This window comes from Marinobacter persicus, from assembly GCF_002934325.1.
In the GTDB taxonomy this organism is placed as follows: domain Bacteria; phylum Pseudomonadota; class Gammaproteobacteria; order Pseudomonadales; family Oleiphilaceae; genus Marinobacter; species Marinobacter persicus_A.
The window spans coordinates 115,332-135,406 of record NZ_PTIV01000002.1 but is presented as its reverse complement, the minus strand read 5'-3'; the positions used below and the strand labels follow the sequence as shown (position 1 = coordinate 135,406).

Here is a 20,075-nt window from a genome sequence, read left to right as displayed (position 1 = left end):
TCGCAATGGTTTTGCCCGCCCTGTTGAAAACGCCCGTTCGCACCTGTGCGGATGCCTGTGAACTGGCCGTGAGTCATGGTACGCCCAGGCGGGCTGCCAAACTGGCCTTGGTGGTGGGAAGTCTTCTGGTGGTGATCAATCAGTGGGAGGCTTTCAATGGGGCGGCGAAGTTTGATTGGGTCAAAGTCGTGCTGACCTACTGCGTGCCTTACCTGGTGTCTACCTACACCAGCGTCAGCAAGGATCTGCACCATCGCAAGCAGGCGTGGGCCCTGCAGGAATAGTCAGGAGTAACTGAGAGTAACGGCCACGGCCATTGCGTCTGAGTCGTTCAATCGGAATCGGTTGTGCGGCTTTTTTTCTGTTCCAGCGCCTCGTGAACCCGCCGGTCGATTTCACGGATAAACTCTTCATTCGGCACACTGCCACTGTGGGCCTGCATGAGTTTGGTGCTCATGCGCAGGTTGCCGATAAACGTGCGGCAATCGCCACACATCATCAGGTGGAACTTCACCGACAGGTTCTGCCCGGTGCTCAGTTCCCCGTCGATATAATCACTGGCGATGCCCGCCAGATCCTTACACATCAGCATTCGCCGGTCTCCTGGAAGTGTTCGACCATCAGGAAGATTTTTTGCCTTGCACGGTGCAAGAGTACACGCAGGTTAGATGGTTTCACATCCAGAATGTTACAGACATCTTCGGATTTATGTTGGTGCGCTTCGTAAAGCATCAGGGCGCTGCGCTGGGTTTCGGGAAGCTTGCTCAGGTGTTTGTCCAGGCAGTCGCTGAGCGCACCGTTCTCCAAAAGTGACTCTGCGGTTTCTTCAAAGCGCAGCTTTGGCGGCGTTTGCCACCGACCAGAGGCATTGAAACGGTCGGCCAGATCCGGGTCCAGTTGTTCCTGAAAGTCAGTGGAGACCTCCCGTTTGGCGGAACGCAGTTTGTTCTTGCAGCGATTGGAGACAATGCGGTGCAGCCAGGTTTTCAGGCCAGAACGACCCTCGAATTTGTTAATGGCATCAATCACGGTGACCCAGCAGTCCTGGACCACCTCCTCGGCCGTGGAAGGGTCAAGGTAAAAGCGGGCCACCGCCAGCATGCCCGGGGAGTAGGTTCTGACGGCGAGGTGATAGCTTGCCGGGTCCTGCTCCTTGAGCTTTTCGATCAGTTCCTCTTCCGAACCGGTTGCCTGGGATGTATCCATGGTCTGGCCCTTATATACTTTAGCGATTGCTCAAAAATTCTAGTTGATCGGGTGAGCAACATCCAGAGCATTGAGGGGGTTAAGCTAATCAATCCACTGAAATTGACGGTAATCAAATCCCTGCTCCAGTGTGGGTTTGATTACGTCAAAATAGGGCGATGCATCGAAATCCCGAGGTGCGAACAGCGAGTGGTGGCGGGAGCGGAAAGCTTCCTGTCGGCGCCAGTCGCTGTCCGGGTCGTATTCCGGGCCGTCGACCATGATCGGCAGGATAGGATAACGCAGCAGCTGGAAGGCTTCGGCAATGAAGGTGGAGCAGATGGCCCTGGTGGGGTCGCCACTGCCCATTTCCAGCAGGGAGCGCCGGTAGCGGGACGGCACGGGTGGCGTGGGCCAGAGGTAACGGGCCAGGTCCCACACGTTCTTCAGGTCGTATTGATGGCCCAGGCGGCTGATGGAATAGGCGGTGATTTTCTCGATGTCACTGTCGCTGAGCCCCACCGGACGGCAGATACGGGTATGGGTGTGCCGGTAGAACGACAGCGGCAGGGACCGTATGCCTTCTTCCAGGTCCGCCTCAATCAAAACATGAGGCTCGCCGGTGGAGCTTATTCCCAGACCGGCGTCCGGGCCAAGGTACAGTGCCGCGTGAGACCAGGTAGACTGAGTCAGGTATTTGATGGCGGTGCTGATGCGCGTGTTGCCCTCGACCAGCAATACGTCACCGGGTTTGAGAGAGTTTTGCAGGGCTTCCCAGGTGGACGTGCGAATCGATCGCTGGGTGACCTGTTTGGAAAGGTAGGCGGCCAGGTGACGGGAGAGCCAGTTCAGGAGCATGCCAATCCTCTGTTGATGTTGAGCTATATGAGTATCACAGACCGTAAAGCCTTGAGACAGTGGCTCGTTATACCCGGACCGGATTGTTGCGGCTTGTGTAACATCCACCGGTTATGAGTGTCTGTGATACCAGGATACGACGCACCCCTTTATTAGAAGGCAGAAACATGAATCGAAACAAGTTGATACTTCTGGGAGCGATTGCCGTCATCGTGGCACTTTTCCTGGGGTTGGGCGGCCACAATCTGCTTACCCTGGATAATCTGCAAGCACATCAGGCGTCGGTGGCCCAGTGGATTGAGCAGAACCTGATACTCGCAGTGGCCGGTTATGGCGTTTTGTATGTGTTGGTCACCGCGCTGTCGTTACCCGGTGCCACCATCATGACGCTGGCCGGCGGTGCTTTTTTTGGCAACTTGTATGGCTTGCTGGCGGTCTCGGTTGCCTCGACCATCGGCGCCTCGCTGGCGTTCCTGGTGGCCCGCTTCCTCTTGCGCGACACCCTTCGGGCCAAGTACCGGGAGACTATCGCCAAAATAGACCGGGGTATCGAGAAAGACGGCGCCTTTTACCTGGCCACCCTGCGCCTGGTGCCGGTGTTCCCCTTCTTCCTGATCAACCTGGCCATGGGCCTGACCGGCATGAAGCTGCGTACCTATGCCTGGGTCAGCTGGGCGGCCATGCTGCCGGGCACCTTGGTGTATGTGAACGCCGGCACCCAGCTGGGGCAGATCCAGTCCACTTCGGACATTGTCTCGGCGGATCTGTTGCTGTCGTTCGCCCTGCTGGGGCTATTTCCACTGATTGCCAAGTTCGTGGTGGGTTTCCTGCGCCGGCGCAAGGTGTATGCCGGCTGGCAGAAGCCGGAGCACTTTGACTACAACCTGCTGGTGATTGGTGGCGGTTCTGCCGGGCTGGTGTCGGCCTACATTGCCGCAGCGGTGAAGGCGAAAGTGGCGCTGATCGAAAAAGACAAAATGGGCGGTGATTGCCTGAATACCGGCTGTATTCCCTCCAAGGCCCTGATTCGAAGCGCCAAGGCCGCCGACACCCTGCGCCACGCCAACCGCTATGGCCTGGAGTCGGTGCCGGTGAAAGGGTCGTTCAAAGCCGTCATGGAGCGGGTGCAGAGCGTGATCAAAAAAGTGGAACCGCACGATTCGCCGGAACGCTATGAACAACTGGGCGTGGAGTGTATCGGTGGTGAAGCGAGCTTTGTCTCCCCCTGGGAAGTGCAGGTGCGTCTGAACGACGGCGGAACCAGGCACCTGACTGCTCGCAGTATTGTCGTGGCCACCGGCGGCAAACCGGCGTTGCCGCCGATTCCGGGGCTGGAAGACATGCAGCCGCTCACCTCCGACAATCTGTGGCAGTTGGAACAACAGCCTAAGCGTCTGCTGGTGTTGGGTGGTGGTCCGATTGGCTCCGAGCTGGCCCATGCGTTTGCCCGCCTGGATAGCCAGGTGATTCAGGTGGAGCGGGGAGACCGCTTATTGGCAAAAGAAGATACCGATGTGTCGGCACTGATCCTCAAGCAGTTTGAGACCGATGGTATCGATGTCCGGCTGAATCACGCGGCAACGGGGTTCTGTGTCGAAGAGGGAGAGAAGGTGGCTTACTGTGATCATAACGGCAAGCAGGTACGTATCCCTTTCGACGAAGTCCTGGTGGCCGTGGGCCGTGCGGCCAACACCGACAATCTGGGGTTGGACCGGATCGGTCTGGAAGCCCTGCCCAACGGCACTGTGCCGGTGGAAGAAGACATGAGCCTGCGTTATCCGAACGTGTTTGCCTGCGGCGATGTGGCTGGCCCCTACCAGTTCACCCACGCGGCCGCGCACCAGGCTTGGTACGCGGCGGTTAACGGCTTGTTCGGCCAGTTCAAGCGCTTCCGGGTGGATTACCGGGTAATGCCCTGGGTTACCTTCACCTCGCCGGAAGTGGCCCGAGTGGGCCTTAGTGAAGCCGAGGCGAAAGAAAAAGGCATCGCTTACGAAGTTACCCGTTACGGTCTGGACGACCTGGACCGTGCCATTGCTGAAAGCGAGGAAACGGGATTCATCAAAGTTCTGACCCCACCCGGCAAGGACAGGATACTGGGTGCCGTGGTGGTGGGTGCCCACGCCGGAGAAATTCTGGCGGAATTCACGCTGGCCATGAAACACGGTCTGGGTCTGAATAAAATTCTGGGCACCATCCACCCCTACCCGACCTGGAATGAATCGGCCAAATTTGCCGCCGGTGAGTGGAAAAAAGCCCACGCGCCGGGCGCGGCTTTGAGAATACTTGAAAAGTTCCACAACTGGCGTCGGGGGACAGATCGATACCAACCCCCAAGCGCGTAAAAAATCGAAATTGCTGAACGTATGGCGACTGCCGGTAACAAACGGGCCAGTTTCGTGTCAGTTCTCCAGACAATGGTAATAACCAAGGAGCGATCATGCCCCTGACCGCGACGAAAGCGGGAAGCAAAAACCGCATCCCCGCTGTTGAAGTTCTCGAACCCCGGGCCCGGGACAGCTGGACCCACACCCGCAACGGCGACCCGCGCGGTTACATTGACGCGCACAGGCTCCAGGAGCTGTGGATTCATACCGGCACCGCCTGCAACCTCGCCTGCCCCTTCTGCCTGGAAGGCTCCCATCCCGGCGATGGCCGCATTCCGGGCATGAAGCTCAGTGACGTGAAGCCCTTCATCCACGAAGCGCTGGACATGGGCGTGGAGCAGTTCTCCTTCACCGGTGGCGAGCCGTTCGTGATCCGGGATTTCGTCAACATCCTGGATTACGCCAGCCAGCACCGGCCCTGCTTCGTGCTCACCAACGCCACCGAGCCGCTGCACAAACGCGAACACCAGGTGTTGCCACTGTTGGACAATCCTTACCCGATCCACTTCCGTGTCAGCCTGGATTTCCCGGATCGTGCCCGGCATGACAAGGATCGGGGCGAAGGCAGTTTTGAGCAGGCGCTGGATGGCATTCGCTGGCTGATCAACCAGGGTTTCGAGGTGTCCATTGCCCGGCAGACCGACCCGGATGAAAACCCACAGGACGTGGAAGCGGCCTTCCGGGCCATATTCCGGGAATGGAACATTCCCGAGGACCTGTCCTTCACCGCCTTCCCGGATTTGGGGACGCCCGGCTCGGAAGACGGCAGCCCGGAGATCACCGAAACCTGCATGGAGAAGTACCCGACCAGGGAGTCCCGATCGCACTTCATGTGCACCTACACCCGAATGCTGGTGAAGAAGGGCGATCAGGTGCGGGTGTATGCCTGCACCCTGGTGGACGATGACCCCCAGTACGACTTGGGCGGCACCCTGGCGGAAAGCATGGACGAGCGAATCATGCTGCGCCATCACCGGTGTTTTGCCTGTTACCGGTTCGGGGCCAGTTGCTCCGCGCCTTCTTGATGGAGGTCGTGTTTGACTCCGGCTTCCGGCCCTGGGGTGGGGGTTCCAAAACGGAAAACGTGGTTTTCCTGAATGTTTTGGAACCCCCACCCCAGGGCCGAAAGGCCTCGTGCTAACTATCAAAAAGAAGATGGAATGGATAAATGACAGGTTTTGAGGGAACGCTTTTCTGGGGATTCCTGCTGGTGTACGGCGTGGTGATGTATGTTTTGTCGCCCAAGAGCCGGAATGCCAATTCCTTCTACAAAGGCGCGGATGACCAGGGCAACCCGGTGGGCCAGTGGTCGCTGACGGCCAGTATCTTTATCAGCTGGATTTTCGCCAAGTCGGTGACCAACGCAGCCAACCTGGGGGCGGCCTATGGCGTAACCGGTGGGCTGGCCTATGCTAGTTACTGGCTGTCGATTCCGGTGGCCGGTTACATCATTTACCTGATTCGTACCCAGACCGGCGCGCGGAGCCTGCAGGAATTTCTGACCTCCCGCTTCGGGCGGCTGGCCAGTTTGGCTTTCGCCGCAGCGATTTTGATTCGCCTTTACAACGAGGTGTGGAGTAACACCGCCGTGGTGGGCGGGTATTTCGGCCTGCCCGGGGAGTGGCAATACTACACCGCTGCCATGCTGTTTACCGCATTCACTCTGGCCTACAGCCTGAAAGGCGGGCTGCGCTCGTCGATTTTCACCGATGTGATCCAGGCCTTTGTCTTTGTGTTCTTTGTTGGCGCGGTGCTTTTCCTGGTTGTGCCGGCCAATGACACCAGTGCGTTGCTGAGTAATGGCGAATTCCGGCTGGATGCCGGGTTTGATCTGTTGCTGGTGGCGCTGCTGCAGCTGTTCAGTTACCCCTTCCACGATCCGGTGCTGACCGACCGGGGCTTTGTGAATAAAGAAAAAACCATGCTCAAGAGTTTCGTGGTGGCCGGGTTGCTGGGCTTTGTGGCGGTGTTCATTTTCAGTCTGGTGGGCGTACATGCGCGCTTGAACGGCATTGAAGTGCTGGGTAACGCGCCGGCAGCGGTGGGGCAGTCCCTGGGCTTGGCGGCATTGTTCTTTATGAGCGTGGTGATGATGACCTCTGCCGGCTCCACACTCGATTCCACCTTTACCTCCCTGGCCAAGTCCCTGGCGGTGGATCTGCCCCGGCTGGCGGGCAAGCTGGGTGAGCGGTTGCCGAGCATGCGCGTGGGCTCGGTGGTGATGATTGTGTTTGCCCTTTTGGGCAACCTGCCCATGTTTGCCGGCACCGATATTCTCAAGGCCACCACCATTTCCGGCACCATGGTGATGGGACTGGCGCCGGTGTTCCTGTTCTACGGCTTGACCCGCTGGTCGCCCTGGAGCTTCCACCTGAGTTTCTGGAGCGGCCTGGCGTTGGGTGTGTTGCTGGCGGTGGGGCTGATTCCCGCCAGTTGGGCGATTGGTGACGGCAAATACGCCATGCTGTTGGGCGTGAATGCCTGGGGCTTTTTGATCTGTAGCGCGGGCTTCTTCCTGCCGTTGGCCCTGCGCCGGCTGGCCGGGCGGTCCCTGGCGGCGGGCGAGGTGTAGTCGTGCCCAAGAGCAAAAGTGCCATGACTGAAGGCCGCAGTTGCCCGCTGGCGTACCGGTACCGGCCGGAAGTGCTGTGTCAGGATCCGGAGCCGGTGAACGAGGACGTCCTGTACGTGGTCGGCGGGCTGTATGGCAATCTGGAAGCGCTGGATGAAATTGAGCGCATGGCGGCGGCCGAGGAACGGCTGGGACGCCGGGTGCGGCTGGTATTCAACGGCGACTTTAACTGGTTCAACGCCGACGACGCGCTGTTCCGGGCGATCAACCAGCGGGTGCTTGCGCACACCGCCAGTCTGGGCAACGTGGAGTACGAACTGGCCATTCCCAGTGACGGTGCCGGTTGCGGTTGCGCCTACCCGGATTTTGTCGATCAGGGCGTGGTTGAACGCTCGAACCGGATCATGGTCCGGCTGCAGGCGACCGCCGAGAATCACGGAGATATTCTCAACCGACTGGCAACTTTGCCTCGTTATCGTTGCCTGATATTTGGAGGCCTAAAGATTTTGGTGCTCCATGGCGACCCCGAATCGCTGGCCGGTTGGGGGTTGTCCCGTGAGTACCTGTCGTCCGGGAAACAAGGCCCTGTTTCGGAGTGGTTCGACAGGACCGGTGCCGATGTCATGGCCTGTACCCATACCTGTCTGCCGGCGATCTGGCACGGGCGGTCTGGCGGGCGAACCACGGTGGTGTTGAATAACGGTGCTGCGGGGATGGGCAACCTGGCCGGTGACCCGCGAGGCCTGATCACCCGGATTGCCCGTGAGAAGTTGCATATGACGCCTCTGGCGAGCCACGGCATGGCGGGTATGGAGCTTTCCCTGTTGCCCGTGCACTTCGATGTCGAAGCCTGGTTGAGCTGTTTTGATCGGATCTGGCCGCCGGGTTCCGAGGCGGCCGTGTCTTACCGGGATCGACTTACGGCCGGAACCGGCGTGCCAGCGAATCAACTGATTTTCCCTGCTTGACGCCGGTCAAGGGCCTGGCTGGCGATCACTCCAATTTTGTCTATTCTTAGGGTTGAGTGGCCGCGCTTGGGTGTCGCTGGGTGCGGTCAACTTGAAATATATTTCGTGGTCTATATAATTTCTCACCAACGTTAGGCAGCGAGTTGATCAATATGACATCAGAAGGCTCGAATACGACCGCCATCAAACTTCGCGTTCCCGTGAAAGATGATGGCTACAGACTCTACCAGTTGATTGCGGAATGCCCGCCACTGGACCCCAATTCGATCTACTGCAACCTCCTGCAGTGTAGCCACTTTGCCGAGACCGGCGTGGCGGCGGAGATGGACGGCGATCTGGTCGGCTTTATCTCCGGATATATCCCTCCCCAACAGCCTGAAACCGTGTTTGTCTGGCAGGTGGCCGTTCACGAGAAAGGTCGTGGCCAGGGCCTGGCAAAGCGCATGTTGAAGGAAATCGTGGCCCGTGATGTGTGCAAGAACGTCACACACATGGAAACCACCATTACCGAAGACAATGAGGCTTCCTGGGCATTGTTCCGCTCATTCGCCCGTGACATGGGAGCCGAGCTCACCTACCACGAGCACTTCGAGAAAGAGACCCACTTCGGCGGCGAGCACGACTCCGAGTTCCTGCTGCGCATTGGGCCCTTTACGAAGTCTGTCTGATAGCCCCGGTACACGACTTTTCGTGACCAACTGTGAATTGGACTAGCCGGCAGGCCGCCCGAGGTGGGCCTGCCTTCAAGGCTTTAACCAACGCACGGTGGGCTTGCTGCGACACCTATACAGACCCCCGCAAGCTCCCCGCGCATCTACCTCGAACCTAATATGCTAAGAGGCAAGACCATGGAACTTTTCAAGTCGACCGAATCCGAAGTACGTGTATATTCCCGTGCCTTCCCGGTGATCTTTAACCGCGCCAAGAACGCGCACCTGTACACAGAAGATGGTAAGGAATATCTCGATTTTCTGGCCGGCGCTGGCTCCCTGAACTATGGCCACAACAACGACACCCTGAAGAAAGCCCTGCTCGAGTACATTGAGGCTGACGGCGTCAGTCAGGGCCTGGACCTGTTTACCACGGCCAAGCACGACTTCATGGAGTCCTACAAGAAGCACATCCTTGAGCCCCGTGGCCTGAACTACAAAATGCAGTTCACTGGCCCCACCGGTACCAACTGTGTGGAAGCGGCCATGAAGCTGGCTCGTAAGGTGAAGGGCCGCACCAACATTATCTCTTTCTCCAACGGCTTCCACGGTGTGACCACCGGCGCGGTTGCCGCCACCGGTAATGAGCACCACCGGGGTGGTGTTGGCCTGCCGCTGACTGGCGTGGATTTCCTGTTCTACGACGGTTACCTGGGTGAAGACGTAGATACCCTGAAGATCATGGACAAGGTGCTGTCTGACAGCTCCTCCGGTGTTGAGCTGCCGGCGGCAGTGATTGTCGAAGCCATCCAGGGTGAAGGTGGTCTGAACGCGGCTCGTGCCGAATGGCTCAAAGGCCTGTCCGAGCTGTGCAAGAAACACGACATCCTGCTGATTCTGGACGATATCCAGGCGGGTAATGGTCGCACCGGCGATTTCTTCAGCTTTGAGTTCGCAGGCATCAAGCCGGACATCGTCACCGTGTCCAAGTCCCTGTCTGGCTACGGTCTGCCGATGGCACTGGTGCTGTTCAAGCCGGAACTGGACGTGTGGGCTTCCGGTGAGCACAACGGTACCTTCCGTGGCAACAACATGGCGTTTGTGACAGCGCGTACCGCTGTTGAGACTTACTGGAAAGACGACGCCTTCGCCAACGAAGTGAAAGCCAAATCGGACGTTCTGGCTGAAGGCCTGCAGGCGATCTGCGACAAGTATCCGAGCGAGTTCCGCCTGAAGGGCCGTGGCATGATGCGCGGTATCTCCGCGACTCACGCTGACCTGACCGGCCCGATCACCAAGCGTGCCTTCGAGAAAGGCCTGATCATTGAGACCAGTGGCCCGAACGACGAAGTCATCAAGTGCCTGATGCCGCTGACCACCAGCGAGGACGACCTGCGCCTGGGCACCAAGATCCTCGGTGAGTGTGTCGATGAAATCATGCAGGAAGGCGTCAACGAGGCGTCATAAGGCGCCTATACTGTTTGACGGAACATTCATTCTGCACATAGCAAAGGCAACTACATGACTACGGCACAACATACCGTCGAGAAGATCGGCGGTACTTCCATGAGCAACTACGAGGCCGTGCGCGACAACATCATTGTTGGTAATCGCAATAAAGACGACCTCTACCAGCGCATTTTCGTGGTGTCCGCCTACGGTGGTGTGACGGACGAGCTGTTGGAGCACAAGAAAACCGGCGAGCCGGGCGTTTACGCCCTGTTTGCCGATGCCGAATCGGACTGGGCCTGGGGTGACGATCTCACCAAGCTGGTGAAGTTCCTGACCGACCTCAACGGCAACCTGTTTGAAGATCCCATGCTTAAACAGCAGGCGGATCAGTTCATCACCGACCGTATTGAAGGCGTTCGGGGCTGCCTGATCGACCTGCAGCGTCTGTGCTCTTACGGCCAGTTCCAGCTCGAAGAGCACCTGCTGACGGTTCGTGAAATGCTGGCCGGCATCGGTGAAGCCCACAGTGCGTTCAACACCGCGCTGAAGCTGCAGCAGGAAGGCATCAATGCCCGTTTCGTGGATCTGACCGGTTGGCGTGACGCCGAGCTGCTGCCTCTGGATGAAAAGCTGAAGCAGGCGTTCGATAACGTGGACCTGAGCCGCGAACTGCCGATTGTGACCGGTTATGCCCAGTGTAAAGAGGGCCTGATGCGGACCTTCGATCGCGGCTACAGTGAGATGACCTTCAGCCGGGTGGCGGTGATCACCAACGCCCGCGAAGCCATTATCCACAAGGAATATCACCTGAGTTCGGCCGACCCGAAAGTGGTGGGCGAAGACAAGGTGGTGCCGCTGGGCCGCACCAACTACGACATCGCCGACCAGCTGGCCAACCTGGGGATGGAAGCGATTCACCCCCGTGCCGGCAAGGGACTCCGTCAGGATGAAATCCCGTTGCGGGTGATGAACACCTTTGAGCCGGAGCACACCGGCACGCTGATCACCGGCGACTATGTCAGTGAAAAGCCCCAGGTGGAGATCATCGCCGGTGCCAAGGGTGTGTTTGCCATTGAAGTGTTCGATCAGGATATGCAGGGCGAACCGGGTTCGGATCGCAAGATTCTGGACGTTCTGACCCGTTTCAAAGTGCGCTTCATGGGCAAGGACACCAACGCCAACACCATCACCCACTATGTGGACACCACGCTCAAGCACGTCAAGCGTGTGGTGAAGGCGCTGGAAGAAGAGTTCCCGAATGGCGAAGTAAGCACGCGCAAGGTGGCCCTGGTTTCCGCTTGCGGCAGCGACATGAAGGTGCCAGGCATTCTGGCCCGCTCCGTGAAAGCGCTGGCGGATGAGGAAATCAGTGTGCTGGCCATTCACCAGTGCATGCGCCAGGTCGACATCCAGTTTGTGATCGACGAAGACGATTACAACAAAGCGATTGTCGCCCTGCACGGCTCGTTGATTGAGCCCCACAATCACGAATATGCGATTGTGGCCGCGTCTGAAACCACCTGATCGGGTTTCGGTCTGGCAGTCCGGGCATGCTTGCCCGGACTCGCCATCCCTCCTTTATTGCTCCCTGGTTCAAGCGTTGTGAACCAGATAAAACCACGCGCCCGCCGCGATTTGACAGACCACCACGGTCAACGTCAGCCCCAGCCGTAACTTCAGGTACCAGCTCGGCCAGTAGTGCCGCATCCAGCGTGCATCCACCCAATAAAGCAGCAGGTACGCCACGGTGTAGAGCGCGATCTGGTGAGAGGTTTGCAGTAGCAGGCCGATGCCGGCCGTTATAAAAAAGGCCTGGCTCAGCAGCATGCAAACCATCGGAGACTGGGGGTACGTGCGATTCTCCAATTGCAGCGCAATGGGCCAGTACACGCCGGCCATGAATGCCAGTATGCCTGCGCTGTAGATATAGAACCACGCCAGGATGGCCACGCTCTTCGAGGGCATCAGGAACAGACCGGCGGCCCCGGCGAGAAACGGCAGCAGACCGGCGAGACCAACCAGTATGGCCAATCGGGCAATAACGATCACGACGGTCGCCTCTGTACCTGAATGCGCATGGGTTCAATGTCTGCCGGCTCCATGCCCACCATTTCATGATAGGCGGAGGGGTGAACCACCTGGGTTTCCAGAATGACGAAAGGGGCCAGGGTGTCCTGAACCTGCCAGGCGCTACGAAACAGCCGAGTGTTGCCCTTGTCGTCCGATAACAGCTGCATGCCCTGGGGCCCATGCAGCCGGGCCATGTATTGTTGTCCTTCCAGTGAAATGATCTCCAGAAGATCGAACACCGGACGCTCAAGATTCCTGAGCTCATCGAGCGTTATGCGCACGTGAAACCTCCCGTTTTTTCAGGTCACTCTTAAGGTCACTCTTAAAAGTGCGTTACGGGGAAATTTACGAGTCAGGGAGTCAACAGGATCATTGCGCGAGGGCGCGGCATTCCTCATGGGCCGGACAGCACACCAGATGATCATTCACCATGCCGGTGGCCTGCATGAAGGCGTAAACGATCGTGGGGCCGACAAAGTTGAAACCGGCTTTCTTGAGCGCCTTGGACATGGCAACCGATTCCGGGGTGGTTACCGGCACCTCTTCAAAGGCCTGCCACCGATTCTGGATTGGCTGGCCTTCGACGAAGTCCCAGAGGAAGTCCGAGAAGCCAACGCCCTGGTCCTGCAGGGCCAGGAACCCACGGGCATTACGGATGATGGAATGCACCTTCAGGCGGTTGCGTACGATGCCGGGGTCCGCCAGCAGTCGGGCCACGTCCTGGTCATCAAACCGGGCGATGCGTTCGGGATCAAAGTTGGCGTAGGCCGCCCGGTAGTTCTCCTGCTTGCGCAGGATGGTCAGCCAACTCAGGCCCGCTTGTTGGCCATCAAGACAGAGCTTTTCGAACAGGGCCAGGTCGTCGTATTCCGGTCGGCCCCAGACGGTGTCGTGGTAATGCACGTACAGGGGATCGTCTCCACACCAGGGGCATCGCTGGCTTTGGGACTCGGCCATGGGGCACTCCAGTTGGTCAACGTTTGTTGCGGATGGTGCGATGGAACAGCGGCTCCCAATCCGCGCTCAATTCTTCAGCCGGTTCCAGGTGGTAGTCATCCGGGGGCGGCTCAAAGAGCGTGATGGACGGCCATCGTTGTGGGTCGTCCGGATCGTCGGTCTGGTACACCAGTGTCACCAGAAAGCCTTCGACGTAGCAACAGCAGGTGGCCCAGGTTTGCTCTGGCCGGTCACCATACAATTCAAAGTCTTTGCGGACTTCCAGGGTTTGCAGGTTGCCCGCGATTCCCCGGCCGGTGGCCTTCAGCCAGGCTTCCTTGAGTGTCCAGACCTGCAGGAACAGGAATGGGTCGTCGGCCCGGAACAACCACTCCTGCTCCACCGGCGAGAACCAGCGGCGGGCAACCCGGTGCCATTCGGATTGTCGGCCGCCGGGCTCGATATCGATGCCCACGGCCTGACCTCCGCTGGCACAGGCCACAAGCCCCTGGCTGTGGCTCAGGGACAGCTGAAGGCCCGGCGGATGGTCCGAAGCCACCGGTCGCCCGCTGACCGGGCGGCAATGGCTCGGAACTTCCCCGCTGACCCGCCCCAGGGCCTGGCGGATGAGCCAGCGGCTGGCCAGGAAGTCATTGGCGCCGGCACCTATCCGCCCGGCCAGGCGCTGGTGTTCACCAGGCAGAAGCCAGTCCGGGGTGATGCCGGTGTTTGCCGTCAGCCGATGGCAGAGCCATACGCGGGGTGGGTGATCAGGGTTGCAGTCGTTGGATGGACCAGGCATCGCCTTTCCTTACATATTCAAAACGGTCGTGCAGGCGACTGGGCCGACCCTGCCAGAATTCGATACGCTCCGGCACCACCCGATAGCCGCCCCAGAACTCAGGCAGCGGTACCTCGCCGGCGCTGAATTTCTGCTTCATTTCGGCCACTTTCTGCTCCAGCAGGCCCCGGGAGGTGATCACCTTGCTTTGTTCGGACACCCAGGCGCCAATCTGGCTGCCTCGGGGGCGAGACGCGAAGTAGCGCAGTGATTCCGCCTTGCTGACCTTTTCCACGGCACCCTGGATGCGTACCTGGCGATTCAGGCCAATCCACGGGAACAACAGTGCAGCCTGGGGATTTTCCTCAATCTCCCGGGCCTTTCGGCTGCCGTAGTTGGTGTAAAACACAAAACCCCGGTCGTCGAAGTATTTCAGCAGCACCGTGCGCAGATCTGGCAGACCATCGGCCCCGGTGGTGGCCAGTGACATGGCGTTGGGCTCCAGGATGCCGGCGGTACGGGCATCGTTGAACCAGGTTTCAAACTGGATCACGGGGCTGTTATTGAGGTGTTCGCGATCCAGTCCCTCGCTTTCAAAATCCCGACGCATATCGCCGATGTCCATAACTGGAAGTCTCCGTCAGTGTCTACAGGGAGTGATACGTTGGCGGAGCATATCGGGTTCGCCGGTTTCTGTCAGGTCTGGCTGACAAGTTGCCCAATCGGACGCTATGCTTGCTAACAGGTATCAACTGGCAATATTCAATTGGGGAGTGGCCTGTGAGCGAGGAAAAAGCGAAACGGAGTCGCTGGTTACGGAACACACTGGTGGGCGTGGCTGTGCTTCTGGTGCTTTATGCCCTGGCTGGCTTCCTGATATTGCCTTGGTGGTTGCAAAAAACCGTGCCTGAGCAGCTGGACCAGACCATGGGCTGGCAGGCCTCGGTGGAAGACATCAGTGCCAACCCCTTTGCCCTGACTCTGGAAGCTCGGGGCTTTGAGGCCGTGGATGGCACCGACGAGCCGGTGGTAACCTTTGATCGTCTGATGGTGAATCTCAGTTTCTTCCAGTTACTGACCGGCGTGGTGGGCTTCCAGAACATTTATCTGGAGGCGCCGGATGTACGGGTGGACTTGCTGGAAGATTACTCGGTCAATTTTGCCCGGGACTGGCGTGAAGCCAACCCGCCGGGAGACCAGCCGGAGCCTGAAACCGCCGGCCCCGAAGAATCATCCGAGCCCCTTAAGCTCTATTTCAGTCAGCTTGCGATTGACGGTGGCAGTATCCGTTTCCGGGATTTCACTCAGGACGACGTCGCCGAATTCCACATCACGCCACTGGATTTGAGCGTCAGTGACTTGGCGACCTGGCCGAGGGATGAAGATGACAGTCGCTATTCCCTTGTGGCTGCTGTGGACGACCAGAGCATCGAATGGTTTGGGTCTCTGGAGCTGGCCCCCCTGTCTTCCGAGGGTCGCGTGGAATTGTCGGATATCCGTTACGACACCCTCGCCCACTTCCTGGCGCCGGTGCTGCCCTGGCAGTTGCGCAGCGGCACTGTGTCTGTCGAATCCCGCTACCGGCTCTTCGCCGGCGATACCCTGAGCCTGGATACCGCGGAAGGCCGACTGATCGCGAACGACGTGGCGATGGCCCTGTCGGCTGATAGCGAGGAGCCAGCTCTGAGCCTGGGAGATTTGGAAATTGCAGGGGTCGGGTTTGACCTGGCGAATCGCGAGGCCACCGTTGGTATGGTGTCTTTCGATCAGCTATCGGTGGCGGCCCACCGCAACGCCGGGGGGGAAATTGACTGGCTTGCGTCCCTGCCGGAAACAAAGGCCGACAGCGGGGCAGAGCAGTCCCAGGCCTCCACCCCCTTCCGCTGGAGTATCCAGGGCCTGGAGCTAAACAACAGCCGGTTGCAGTGGCGGGATGACGTGCCGCCCACGCCGGCGAATATCGAACTCACTGAGCTGAGCGCTTCGATCGGCGGCCTTTCCCATCGCCTGGACGAGCCGGTCTCTTATCGTCTCTCCTCTGCTCTGGCCAGCGGTGGGCGTTTGTCCGCCAACGGGCAGTTAACGCCCCGGCCATTCAACTTCGAAGCGGCATTATCCGGCTCCGACATCGCACTGGCGGCCTTTGAACCTTACATAAGAATGAACGCCAACCTGGAAGTGGTGGATGGCACCCTGGGGTTCGATGGCAACCTGGATCTGGATGACCAGACCGATCCGATGACGGGTACGTTTAGCGGCACGGCGGAAGTGGCGGGGCTTAACCTCCGTTTGCCGGATGAGAGCCAGTCATTACTTTCCTGGGAAAGCATGCGACTGGCACCCATTGAGTTCAATGTGAACCCGGCCCGGCTCGAGATTGGCACCGTGGTGTTGGCGCAGCCTGAGGCCAATATCGTGCGCTTGGCGGAAGGGCAGCATAACGTTCAAACCATCGCCAAAACCAACCCGGATTCGGGAGAGTCGGCCAGCGCACCGGAGCCAACCGACACAGGGAGCGACGAGCAACCACCGTTCATTTTCCGAATCGGGGAATTGCAGTTGCAGGAAGCGGCACTGGCTTACACGGATCGAACCCTGGAACCGCCCTTCAACACCACATTTGATGCCTTAAGCGGCTCCATTTCCGGTATCAGTAACGTGCCACCCCAGCAGGGCCAAGTGAACCTGCAAGGGCAACTGGCCGGCGTTGCGCCTGTTGAGTTTACCGGCACCCTGGGTGCTTTGGGCACCGAAGACACCAGTAATCTGAAATTGACGATGCAGAACCTGTCGCTGCCGGTACTGTCGCCCTATTTCGGCCGCTATGTCGGCTATGCCGTGGACAGCGGTAAAATGGAGCTGAATCTTGATTACAGTATTACCGGCACTCAGTTGGATGCTTCCAATACCGTCATTCTGGATCAGATGAAATTAGGCCAGAATGTGGCCAGCGACCAGGCTGTGAACGCGCCAGTGAAACTGGGCCTGGCCCTGCTCACGGATCGCCAGGGAGTGATTGAAGTGGACCTTCCGGTCAGCGGTGACCTGGCGGACCCGCAATTCAGTGTGGGCCAGGTGGTGATGCGTGCGTTTGTGAACCTGCTGGCCAAAGCCGCTGCCTCGCCGTTCACCATGCTGGGTTCCGTGGCTGACCTGGCGGGCTTCAGCAGTGAGGAGTTGGGGCACGTGGCCTTCGAGCCTGGAACGACCGTTATGCCGGAGCAGGAGGCCGCCAAACTGGCCGCTTTGGCCAGCGCCCTGCAGGAGCGCCCGGAACTGCTTTTGAATGTTCGTGGCGCCGTGGCACCTGAAGCAGACGGACTGGCACTGCTGAAAGAACGTATGGCGGCCCGGGGTGAAGAGACCAGTGGTGAAGCCTGGGAACAAGCCCGGCAGGCCTATCTGGCCGGAGAGCGGCAGTTGCCGCCCGAAGCCCTGGGCAAGCTGGCCAGCCAGCGGGCTCTGGAAGTGCGCCGGATACTGGAAGACACGCACGGTGTCGCCGGTGAGCAGCTGTTCCTGCTGGATGCCTCGCGCCAGGCCGAGTTGACCGACAACGGGCAGGTGATTGTGCCCTTTACTCTGGATGTTCGCTAAGACCGAGGTTTAAACGCTGTATGCCTGCTGCCCCACAACGCCTGGCCAGTCATTTCTTTGCCTATATTTCCCGCCTGCGCTGGATCAAGCGCTGGGGGCTGATGCGCAATGCCATTGACGAGAACGTGGCCACCCACTCCTGGGAAGTGGCCACCCTGGCCCATGCCCTGGCACTGATCCACAATCGGCTCTGCGACGGTCAGGTGAACGCCGACCGCATCGCCGCAGCGGCCTTGTACCACGACGCCACAGAGGTGATCACCGGTGATATGCCCACGCCGGTGAAGTACCATTCCCGGGTCATGCGCGAAGCTTTTGGCGACATCGAGCACAAGGCCGAGGCAGAACTGCTGGCGTTGCTGCCCGAGGAGTTGCAGGAGGATTTCTCGCCCTATGTGCGTGAATCCCGGCTGGCGGAACAGGAAAAGCAACTGATCAAGGCCGCCGACCGGCTCTCTGCGTGGCTCAAGTGTCGGGCCGAGATTCGGGCCGGTAACCCGGAGTTCGAGCCGGCCGAAAAACAGATACGGGCCCGGCTGGAGGAAGAGGCTCTGCCCGAGGTGCTCTACTTCCTGGAGGTCTTCGCCCCCGGCTACGATCAACCGTTGGACAACCTGCTTGGCTGAACGCCACAACACTATGGAAACAATGGAGTATGTGTGAACTGCTGGCCATGAGTGCCAATACCCCAACCGATCTCTGCTTCAGCTTCACCGGCCTGACCCGGCGAGGCGGCGAAACAGGTCCGCACAAGGATGGCTGGGGGGTGACGTTTTACGAGGGCAAGGGCGTACGCAGCTTCCACGATCCCGATCCCAGCGCCAGCTCCCGCATTGCCGAGGTGGTGCAGACCCATCCCATCAAGAGCGAAGTGGCCATTTGCCATATCCGCCAGGCCAACGTGGGCGACATCTGCCTGGCCAATACGCATCCGTTCATCCGGGAACTCTGGGGGCAATACTGGGTGTTCGCTCATAACGGCCAGTTGTCGGATTTCCAGGCGGAGCCCGGCTTTTACGAGCCGGTGGGCACCACCGACAGCGAGGCCCTGTTCTGCGACATGCTCAATCACCTGCGCCAGCATTGCCATCGGGGCGATCCGGCAGAAACGTTGGTGGAGCACTTGGTGGAACTGGCCAACAACTATGCCCGCCAGGGCGTGTTCAACCTGTTGCTCAGTAACGGTGAGAGGCTCTTTACTTACTGCACCACCAAGATGGCCAGCATCACCCGTCGGGCGCCTTTCGGCCCCGCCCGGCTGAAGGACACCGACGTGACCGTGGATTTCGAGTCGGAAACCACGCCAGACGACATTGTCAGTGTCATCGTGACCGAACCGCTGACCACCGATGAAAAATGGGATATCTACCAACCCGGTGAATGGCGCCTGTGGCGCAAGGGCGAAGTGGTGTTGTCCGGCGGGCGCTGAAACCCATTAAGGTTTTGTTATTGGGGTTGGTTCAGCCTGGAAAGGAGCTTATATAGAACACAGGCCATCCATAACAGAACAGGACATTCCATGATTGAGCGGGCGGACACCCACAGCAAACTTTTCGGTTATCTGCTCTGGATCTTCGGTTTTCTGGGGTCGCACCGGTTTTACTACGGCAAGCCCGTGACCGGAACCATCTGGTTCTTCACCCTCGGGCTGTTCTTCGTCGGCTGGATCGTCGACTTCTTCCTGATCCCGTCCATGGATCGCGAAGCCGACCTACGCTTCAGCGGTGGCGAAACCAGCTACAACATTGCCTGGTTACTGCTTACCTTTGTGGGCGTGCTGGGACTGCACCGCATGTACATGGGCAAGTGGATTACTGGCGTGATTTACCTGTGTACCGGTGGCTTGTTGCTGCTGGGCGTGTTGTACGATTTCTGGACCCTCAATGAGCAAGTCTCCATTCGTAACGCTTCAGACAGAGTCTTTTAGACGCCGAAGCATCTGCACCGGCACCCGGTAGCGCTGTCCCTTCAACGGCTCGGTACTGTCCACCGTGCAGGTTTTCCGGTTCACCCGGACGATCCGCCCCTGGCGTTGCCGGGCTCCCTCGCCAAAACTGACCGTATCGCCAACCTGCCATTGGCGGGCGTTGTCCTCGGCACTGGGCAGGTCGAAAGGGGTTTCAGAGAGTGCCAGACCTTCCTCCCAGGCACGGTTCTTCAGGTAGTGCCGGACCTTCTCGGCCTGGCCTTCGGAGTACAGGCGGTCCAATAGCGTGTAAAAAGGCCGATTGTGCACTGAGCCATAATAACGCTGGCCAGCGGCGTGTTGCAGCAGATGGGCGAACTCATGGCAGCAGGTATGGGCGAGCAGGTTGAGTGGGCTGACTTCGCCGCCAAAATATTCCAGTCGGTTAATTTCCCTGGTGGATAGCCAGCCCAGAGCGGCATCGGCTGACTGCTTCGCGATGATCATCCGAACGCCATAGGTGATCAGGTGTTGTTTCCGACGTGAATCGAACCGATGGTAGGTCGCCTGACCGGAGCCGACACGGCACTTCAGGTCCGCCTTGGGACGTCCAGCGCGGGCGGGTGGCCAAAGAATGTCGAGGGTGGCCTGGCACATAAGTTGGCCAATGCGGTGGTGTGACGTTTTCTGCATGCAAGCCTCTGGGTTGGACT

General features: G+C 59.1%; 21 protein-coding genes. 12 read left to right on the top strand and 9 right to left on the bottom strand.

The features are described from left to right. The first annotated feature begins 5 nt into the window (after nucleotides 1-5). Nucleotides 6-284, top strand: coding sequence for a nitrate/nitrite transporter NrtS (gene nrtS / locus BY454_RS01795; protein WP_104414915.1), 279 nt, complete (start codon nucleotides 6-8; stop codon nucleotides 282-284). A 47-nt stretch (nucleotides 285-331) separates the two neighbouring features. On the opposite strand, the gene BY454_RS01790 is transcribed toward nrtS, so the two are convergent. From BY454_RS01790 to BY454_RS01780, 3 genes are all read right to left on the bottom strand, one after another. Then, the gene (locus BY454_RS01790; protein WP_104414914.1) at nucleotides 332-592 is read right to left on the bottom strand and encodes a zf-HC2 domain-containing protein; all 261 of its coding nucleotides are present in this window, start codon (nucleotides 590-592) and stop codon (nucleotides 332-334) included. Then, nucleotides 586-1,206 (bottom strand): RNA polymerase sigma factor, encoded by a 621-nt coding sequence (locus tag BY454_RS01785; RefSeq protein WP_104414913.1) that lies wholly within the window; start codon nucleotides 1,204-1,206, stop codon nucleotides 586-588. Before BY454_RS01785 ends, BY454_RS01790 begins: the two co-directional genes overlap by 7 nt. 84 nt (nucleotides 1,207-1,290) lie before the next feature. Further along, nucleotides 1,291-2,043: a YiiX/YebB-like N1pC/P60 family cysteine hydrolase gene (locus BY454_RS01780; protein ID WP_104414912.1), complete on the bottom strand. Its 753-nt coding sequence runs from the start codon at nucleotides 2,041-2,043 to the stop codon at nucleotides 1,291-1,293. A gap of 167 nt (nucleotides 2,044-2,210) precedes the next feature. Between BY454_RS01780 and BY454_RS01775 the strand changes: the two genes are divergently transcribed. The 7 genes from BY454_RS01775 (at nucleotide 2,211) to BY454_RS01745 (ending at nucleotide 11,596) form a co-directional block, all read left to right on the top strand. Then, nucleotides 2,211-4,388 (top strand): FAD-dependent oxidoreductase, encoded by a 2,178-nt coding sequence (locus tag BY454_RS01775; RefSeq protein ID WP_104414911.1) that lies wholly within the window; start codon nucleotides 2,211-2,213, stop codon nucleotides 4,386-4,388. A gap of 95 nt (nucleotides 4,389-4,483) precedes the next feature. Further along, on the top strand, nucleotides 4,484-5,455 hold the full coding sequence (locus tag BY454_RS01770) for a radical SAM protein (RefSeq protein ID WP_104414910.1): 972 nt from the start codon (nucleotides 4,484-4,486) through the stop codon (nucleotides 5,453-5,455). Nucleotides 5,456-5,598: 143 nt separating this feature from the next. Beyond that, a complete protein-coding gene (locus tag BY454_RS01765; RefSeq protein ID WP_104414909.1) occupies nucleotides 5,599-7,002 on the top strand; it encodes a sodium:solute symporter family transporter in 1,404 nt (467 codons plus the stop codon). Nucleotides 7,003-7,004: 2 nt separating this feature from the next. Then, complete coding sequence (locus tag BY454_RS01760; protein ID WP_258075519.1) at nucleotides 7,005-7,970, top strand: hypothetical protein; 966 nt, start codon at nucleotides 7,005-7,007, stop codon at nucleotides 7,968-7,970. Between the two features lie 152 nt (nucleotides 7,971-8,122). After that, a complete protein-coding gene (gene ectA, locus BY454_RS01755; RefSeq protein ID WP_104414907.1) occupies nucleotides 8,123-8,638 on the top strand; it encodes a diaminobutyrate acetyltransferase in 516 nt (171 codons plus the stop codon). A gap of 180 nt (nucleotides 8,639-8,818) precedes the next feature. Beyond that, nucleotides 8,819-10,087, top strand: a complete 1,269-nt coding sequence (gene ectB / locus BY454_RS01750) for a diaminobutyrate--2-oxoglutarate transaminase (protein WP_104414906.1) — start codon at nucleotides 8,819-8,821, stop codon at nucleotides 10,085-10,087. A 54-nt stretch (nucleotides 10,088-10,141) separates the two neighbouring features. Further along, nucleotides 10,142-11,596: an aspartate kinase gene (locus tag BY454_RS01745; protein WP_104414905.1), complete on the top strand. Its 1,455-nt coding sequence runs from the start codon at nucleotides 10,142-10,144 to the stop codon at nucleotides 11,594-11,596. Nucleotides 11,597-11,665: 69 nt separating this feature from the next. On the opposite strand, the gene BY454_RS01740 is transcribed toward BY454_RS01745, so the two are convergent. The 5 genes from BY454_RS01740 to pdxH all read right to left on the bottom strand — a co-directional run bounded on the left by BY454_RS01740 (nucleotide 11,666) and on the right by pdxH (nucleotide 14,484). Next, nucleotides 11,666-12,121 (bottom strand): DUF3429 domain-containing protein, encoded by a 456-nt coding sequence (locus BY454_RS01740; protein WP_104414904.1) that lies wholly within the window; start codon nucleotides 12,119-12,121, stop codon nucleotides 11,666-11,668. Continuing rightward, nucleotides 12,118-12,423, bottom strand: coding sequence for a DUF6482 family protein (locus BY454_RS01735; RefSeq protein ID WP_104414903.1), 306 nt, complete (start codon nucleotides 12,421-12,423; stop codon nucleotides 12,118-12,120). Before BY454_RS01735 ends, BY454_RS01740 begins: the two co-directional genes overlap by 4 nt. Before the next feature lie 88 nt (nucleotides 12,424-12,511). Then, nucleotides 12,512-13,099, bottom strand: coding sequence for a DNA-3-methyladenine glycosylase I (locus BY454_RS01730; RefSeq protein WP_104414902.1), 588 nt, complete (start codon nucleotides 13,097-13,099; stop codon nucleotides 12,512-12,514). A 16-nt stretch (nucleotides 13,100-13,115) separates the two neighbouring features. Continuing rightward, nucleotides 13,116-13,880, bottom strand: coding sequence for a 4'-phosphopantetheinyl transferase family protein (locus BY454_RS01725; protein WP_104414901.1), 765 nt, complete (start codon nucleotides 13,878-13,880; stop codon nucleotides 13,116-13,118). Then, nucleotides 13,849-14,484, bottom strand: coding sequence for a pyridoxamine 5'-phosphate oxidase (gene pdxH, locus BY454_RS01720; protein WP_104414900.1), 636 nt, complete (start codon nucleotides 14,482-14,484; stop codon nucleotides 13,849-13,851). The genes BY454_RS01725 and pdxH overlap by 32 nt, the downstream gene beginning before the upstream one ends. Before the next feature lie 155 nt (nucleotides 14,485-14,639). Between pdxH and BY454_RS01715 the strand changes: the two genes are divergently transcribed. The 4 genes from BY454_RS01715 to BY454_RS01700 all read left to right on the top strand — a co-directional run bounded on the left by BY454_RS01715 (nucleotide 14,640) and on the right by BY454_RS01700 (nucleotide 19,383). Continuing rightward, on the top strand, nucleotides 14,640-17,456 hold the full coding sequence (locus tag BY454_RS01715) for a DUF748 domain-containing protein (RefSeq protein WP_258075518.1): 2,817 nt from the start codon (nucleotides 14,640-14,642) through the stop codon (nucleotides 17,454-17,456). Nucleotides 17,457-17,476: 20 nt separating this feature from the next. Further along, the gene (gene yfbR, locus BY454_RS01710) at nucleotides 17,477-18,082 is read left to right on the top strand and encodes a 5'-deoxynucleotidase (RefSeq protein ID WP_104414899.1); all 606 of its coding nucleotides are present in this window, start codon (nucleotides 17,477-17,479) and stop codon (nucleotides 18,080-18,082) included. 29 nt (nucleotides 18,083-18,111) lie between these two features. Next, a complete protein-coding gene (locus BY454_RS01705; RefSeq protein WP_104414898.1) occupies nucleotides 18,112-18,885 on the top strand; it encodes a class II glutamine amidotransferase in 774 nt (257 codons plus the stop codon). A gap of 90 nt (nucleotides 18,886-18,975) precedes the next feature. Continuing rightward, nucleotides 18,976-19,383 carry an NINE protein gene (locus BY454_RS01700; protein ID WP_104414897.1) on the top strand — a complete coding sequence of 136 codons (408 nt, stop codon included), beginning with the start codon at nucleotides 18,976-18,978 and terminating at the stop codon, nucleotides 19,381-19,383. On the opposite strand, the gene BY454_RS01695 is transcribed toward BY454_RS01700, so the two are convergent. Continuing rightward, nucleotides 19,366-20,055 carry a hypothetical protein gene (locus BY454_RS01695; protein ID WP_258075517.1) on the bottom strand — a complete coding sequence of 230 codons (690 nt, stop codon included), beginning with the start codon at nucleotides 20,053-20,055 and terminating at the stop codon, nucleotides 19,366-19,368. The two genes, BY454_RS01700 and BY454_RS01695, sit on opposite strands and share 18 nt — an antisense overlap. Between the last annotated feature and the right edge of the window lie 20 nt (nucleotides 20,056-20,075).

What these genes read in the sequence shown, in the direction of transcription:
- nrtS (WP_104414915.1), top strand. Translation starts at nt 6, where the DNA reads ATGGTTTTGCCCGCCCTGTTGAAAACGCCCGTTCGCACCTGTGCGGAT.
- BY454_RS01790 (WP_104414914.1), bottom strand. Translation starts at nt 592, where the DNA reads ATGCTGATGTGTAAGGATCTGGCGGGCATCGCCAGTGATTATATCGAC.
- BY454_RS01785 (WP_104414913.1), bottom strand. Translation starts at nt 1,206, where the DNA reads ATGGATACATCCCAGGCAACCGGTTCGGAAGAGGAACTGATCGAAAAG.
- BY454_RS01780 (WP_104414912.1), bottom strand. Translation starts at nt 2,043, where the DNA reads ATGCTCCTGAACTGGCTCTCCCGTCACCTGGCCGCCTACCTTTCCAAA.
- BY454_RS01775 (WP_104414911.1), top strand. Translation starts at nt 2,211, where the DNA reads ATGAATCGAAACAAGTTGATACTTCTGGGAGCGATTGCCGTCATCGTG.
- BY454_RS01770 (WP_104414910.1), top strand. Translation starts at nt 4,484, where the DNA reads ATGCCCCTGACCGCGACGAAAGCGGGAAGCAAAAACCGCATCCCCGCT.
- BY454_RS01765 (WP_104414909.1), top strand. Translation starts at nt 5,599, where the DNA reads ATGACAGGTTTTGAGGGAACGCTTTTCTGGGGATTCCTGCTGGTGTAC.
- ectA (WP_104414907.1), top strand. Translation starts at nt 8,123, where the DNA reads ATGACATCAGAAGGCTCGAATACGACCGCCATCAAACTTCGCGTTCCC.
- ectB (WP_104414906.1), top strand. Translation starts at nt 8,819, where the DNA reads ATGGAACTTTTCAAGTCGACCGAATCCGAAGTACGTGTATATTCCCGT.
- BY454_RS01745 (WP_104414905.1), top strand. Translation starts at nt 10,142, where the DNA reads ATGACTACGGCACAACATACCGTCGAGAAGATCGGCGGTACTTCCATG.
- BY454_RS01730 (WP_104414902.1), bottom strand. Translation starts at nt 13,099, where the DNA reads ATGGCCGAGTCCCAAAGCCAGCGATGCCCCTGGTGTGGAGACGATCCC.
- BY454_RS01725 (WP_104414901.1), bottom strand. Translation starts at nt 13,880, where the DNA reads ATGCCTGGTCCATCCAACGACTGCAACCCTGATCACCCACCCCGCGTA.
- pdxH (WP_104414900.1), bottom strand. Translation starts at nt 14,484, where the DNA reads ATGGACATCGGCGATATGCGTCGGGATTTTGAAAGCGAGGGACTGGAT.
- yfbR (WP_104414899.1), top strand. Translation starts at nt 17,477, where the DNA reads ATGCCTGCTGCCCCACAACGCCTGGCCAGTCATTTCTTTGCCTATATT.
- BY454_RS01705 (WP_104414898.1), top strand. Translation starts at nt 18,112, where the DNA reads ATGTGTGAACTGCTGGCCATGAGTGCCAATACCCCAACCGATCTCTGC.
- BY454_RS01700 (WP_104414897.1), top strand. Translation starts at nt 18,976, where the DNA reads ATGATTGAGCGGGCGGACACCCACAGCAAACTTTTCGGTTATCTGCTC.
- BY454_RS01695 (WP_258075517.1), bottom strand. Translation starts at nt 20,055, where the DNA reads ATGCAGAAAACGTCACACCACCGCATTGGCCAACTTATGTGCCAGGCC.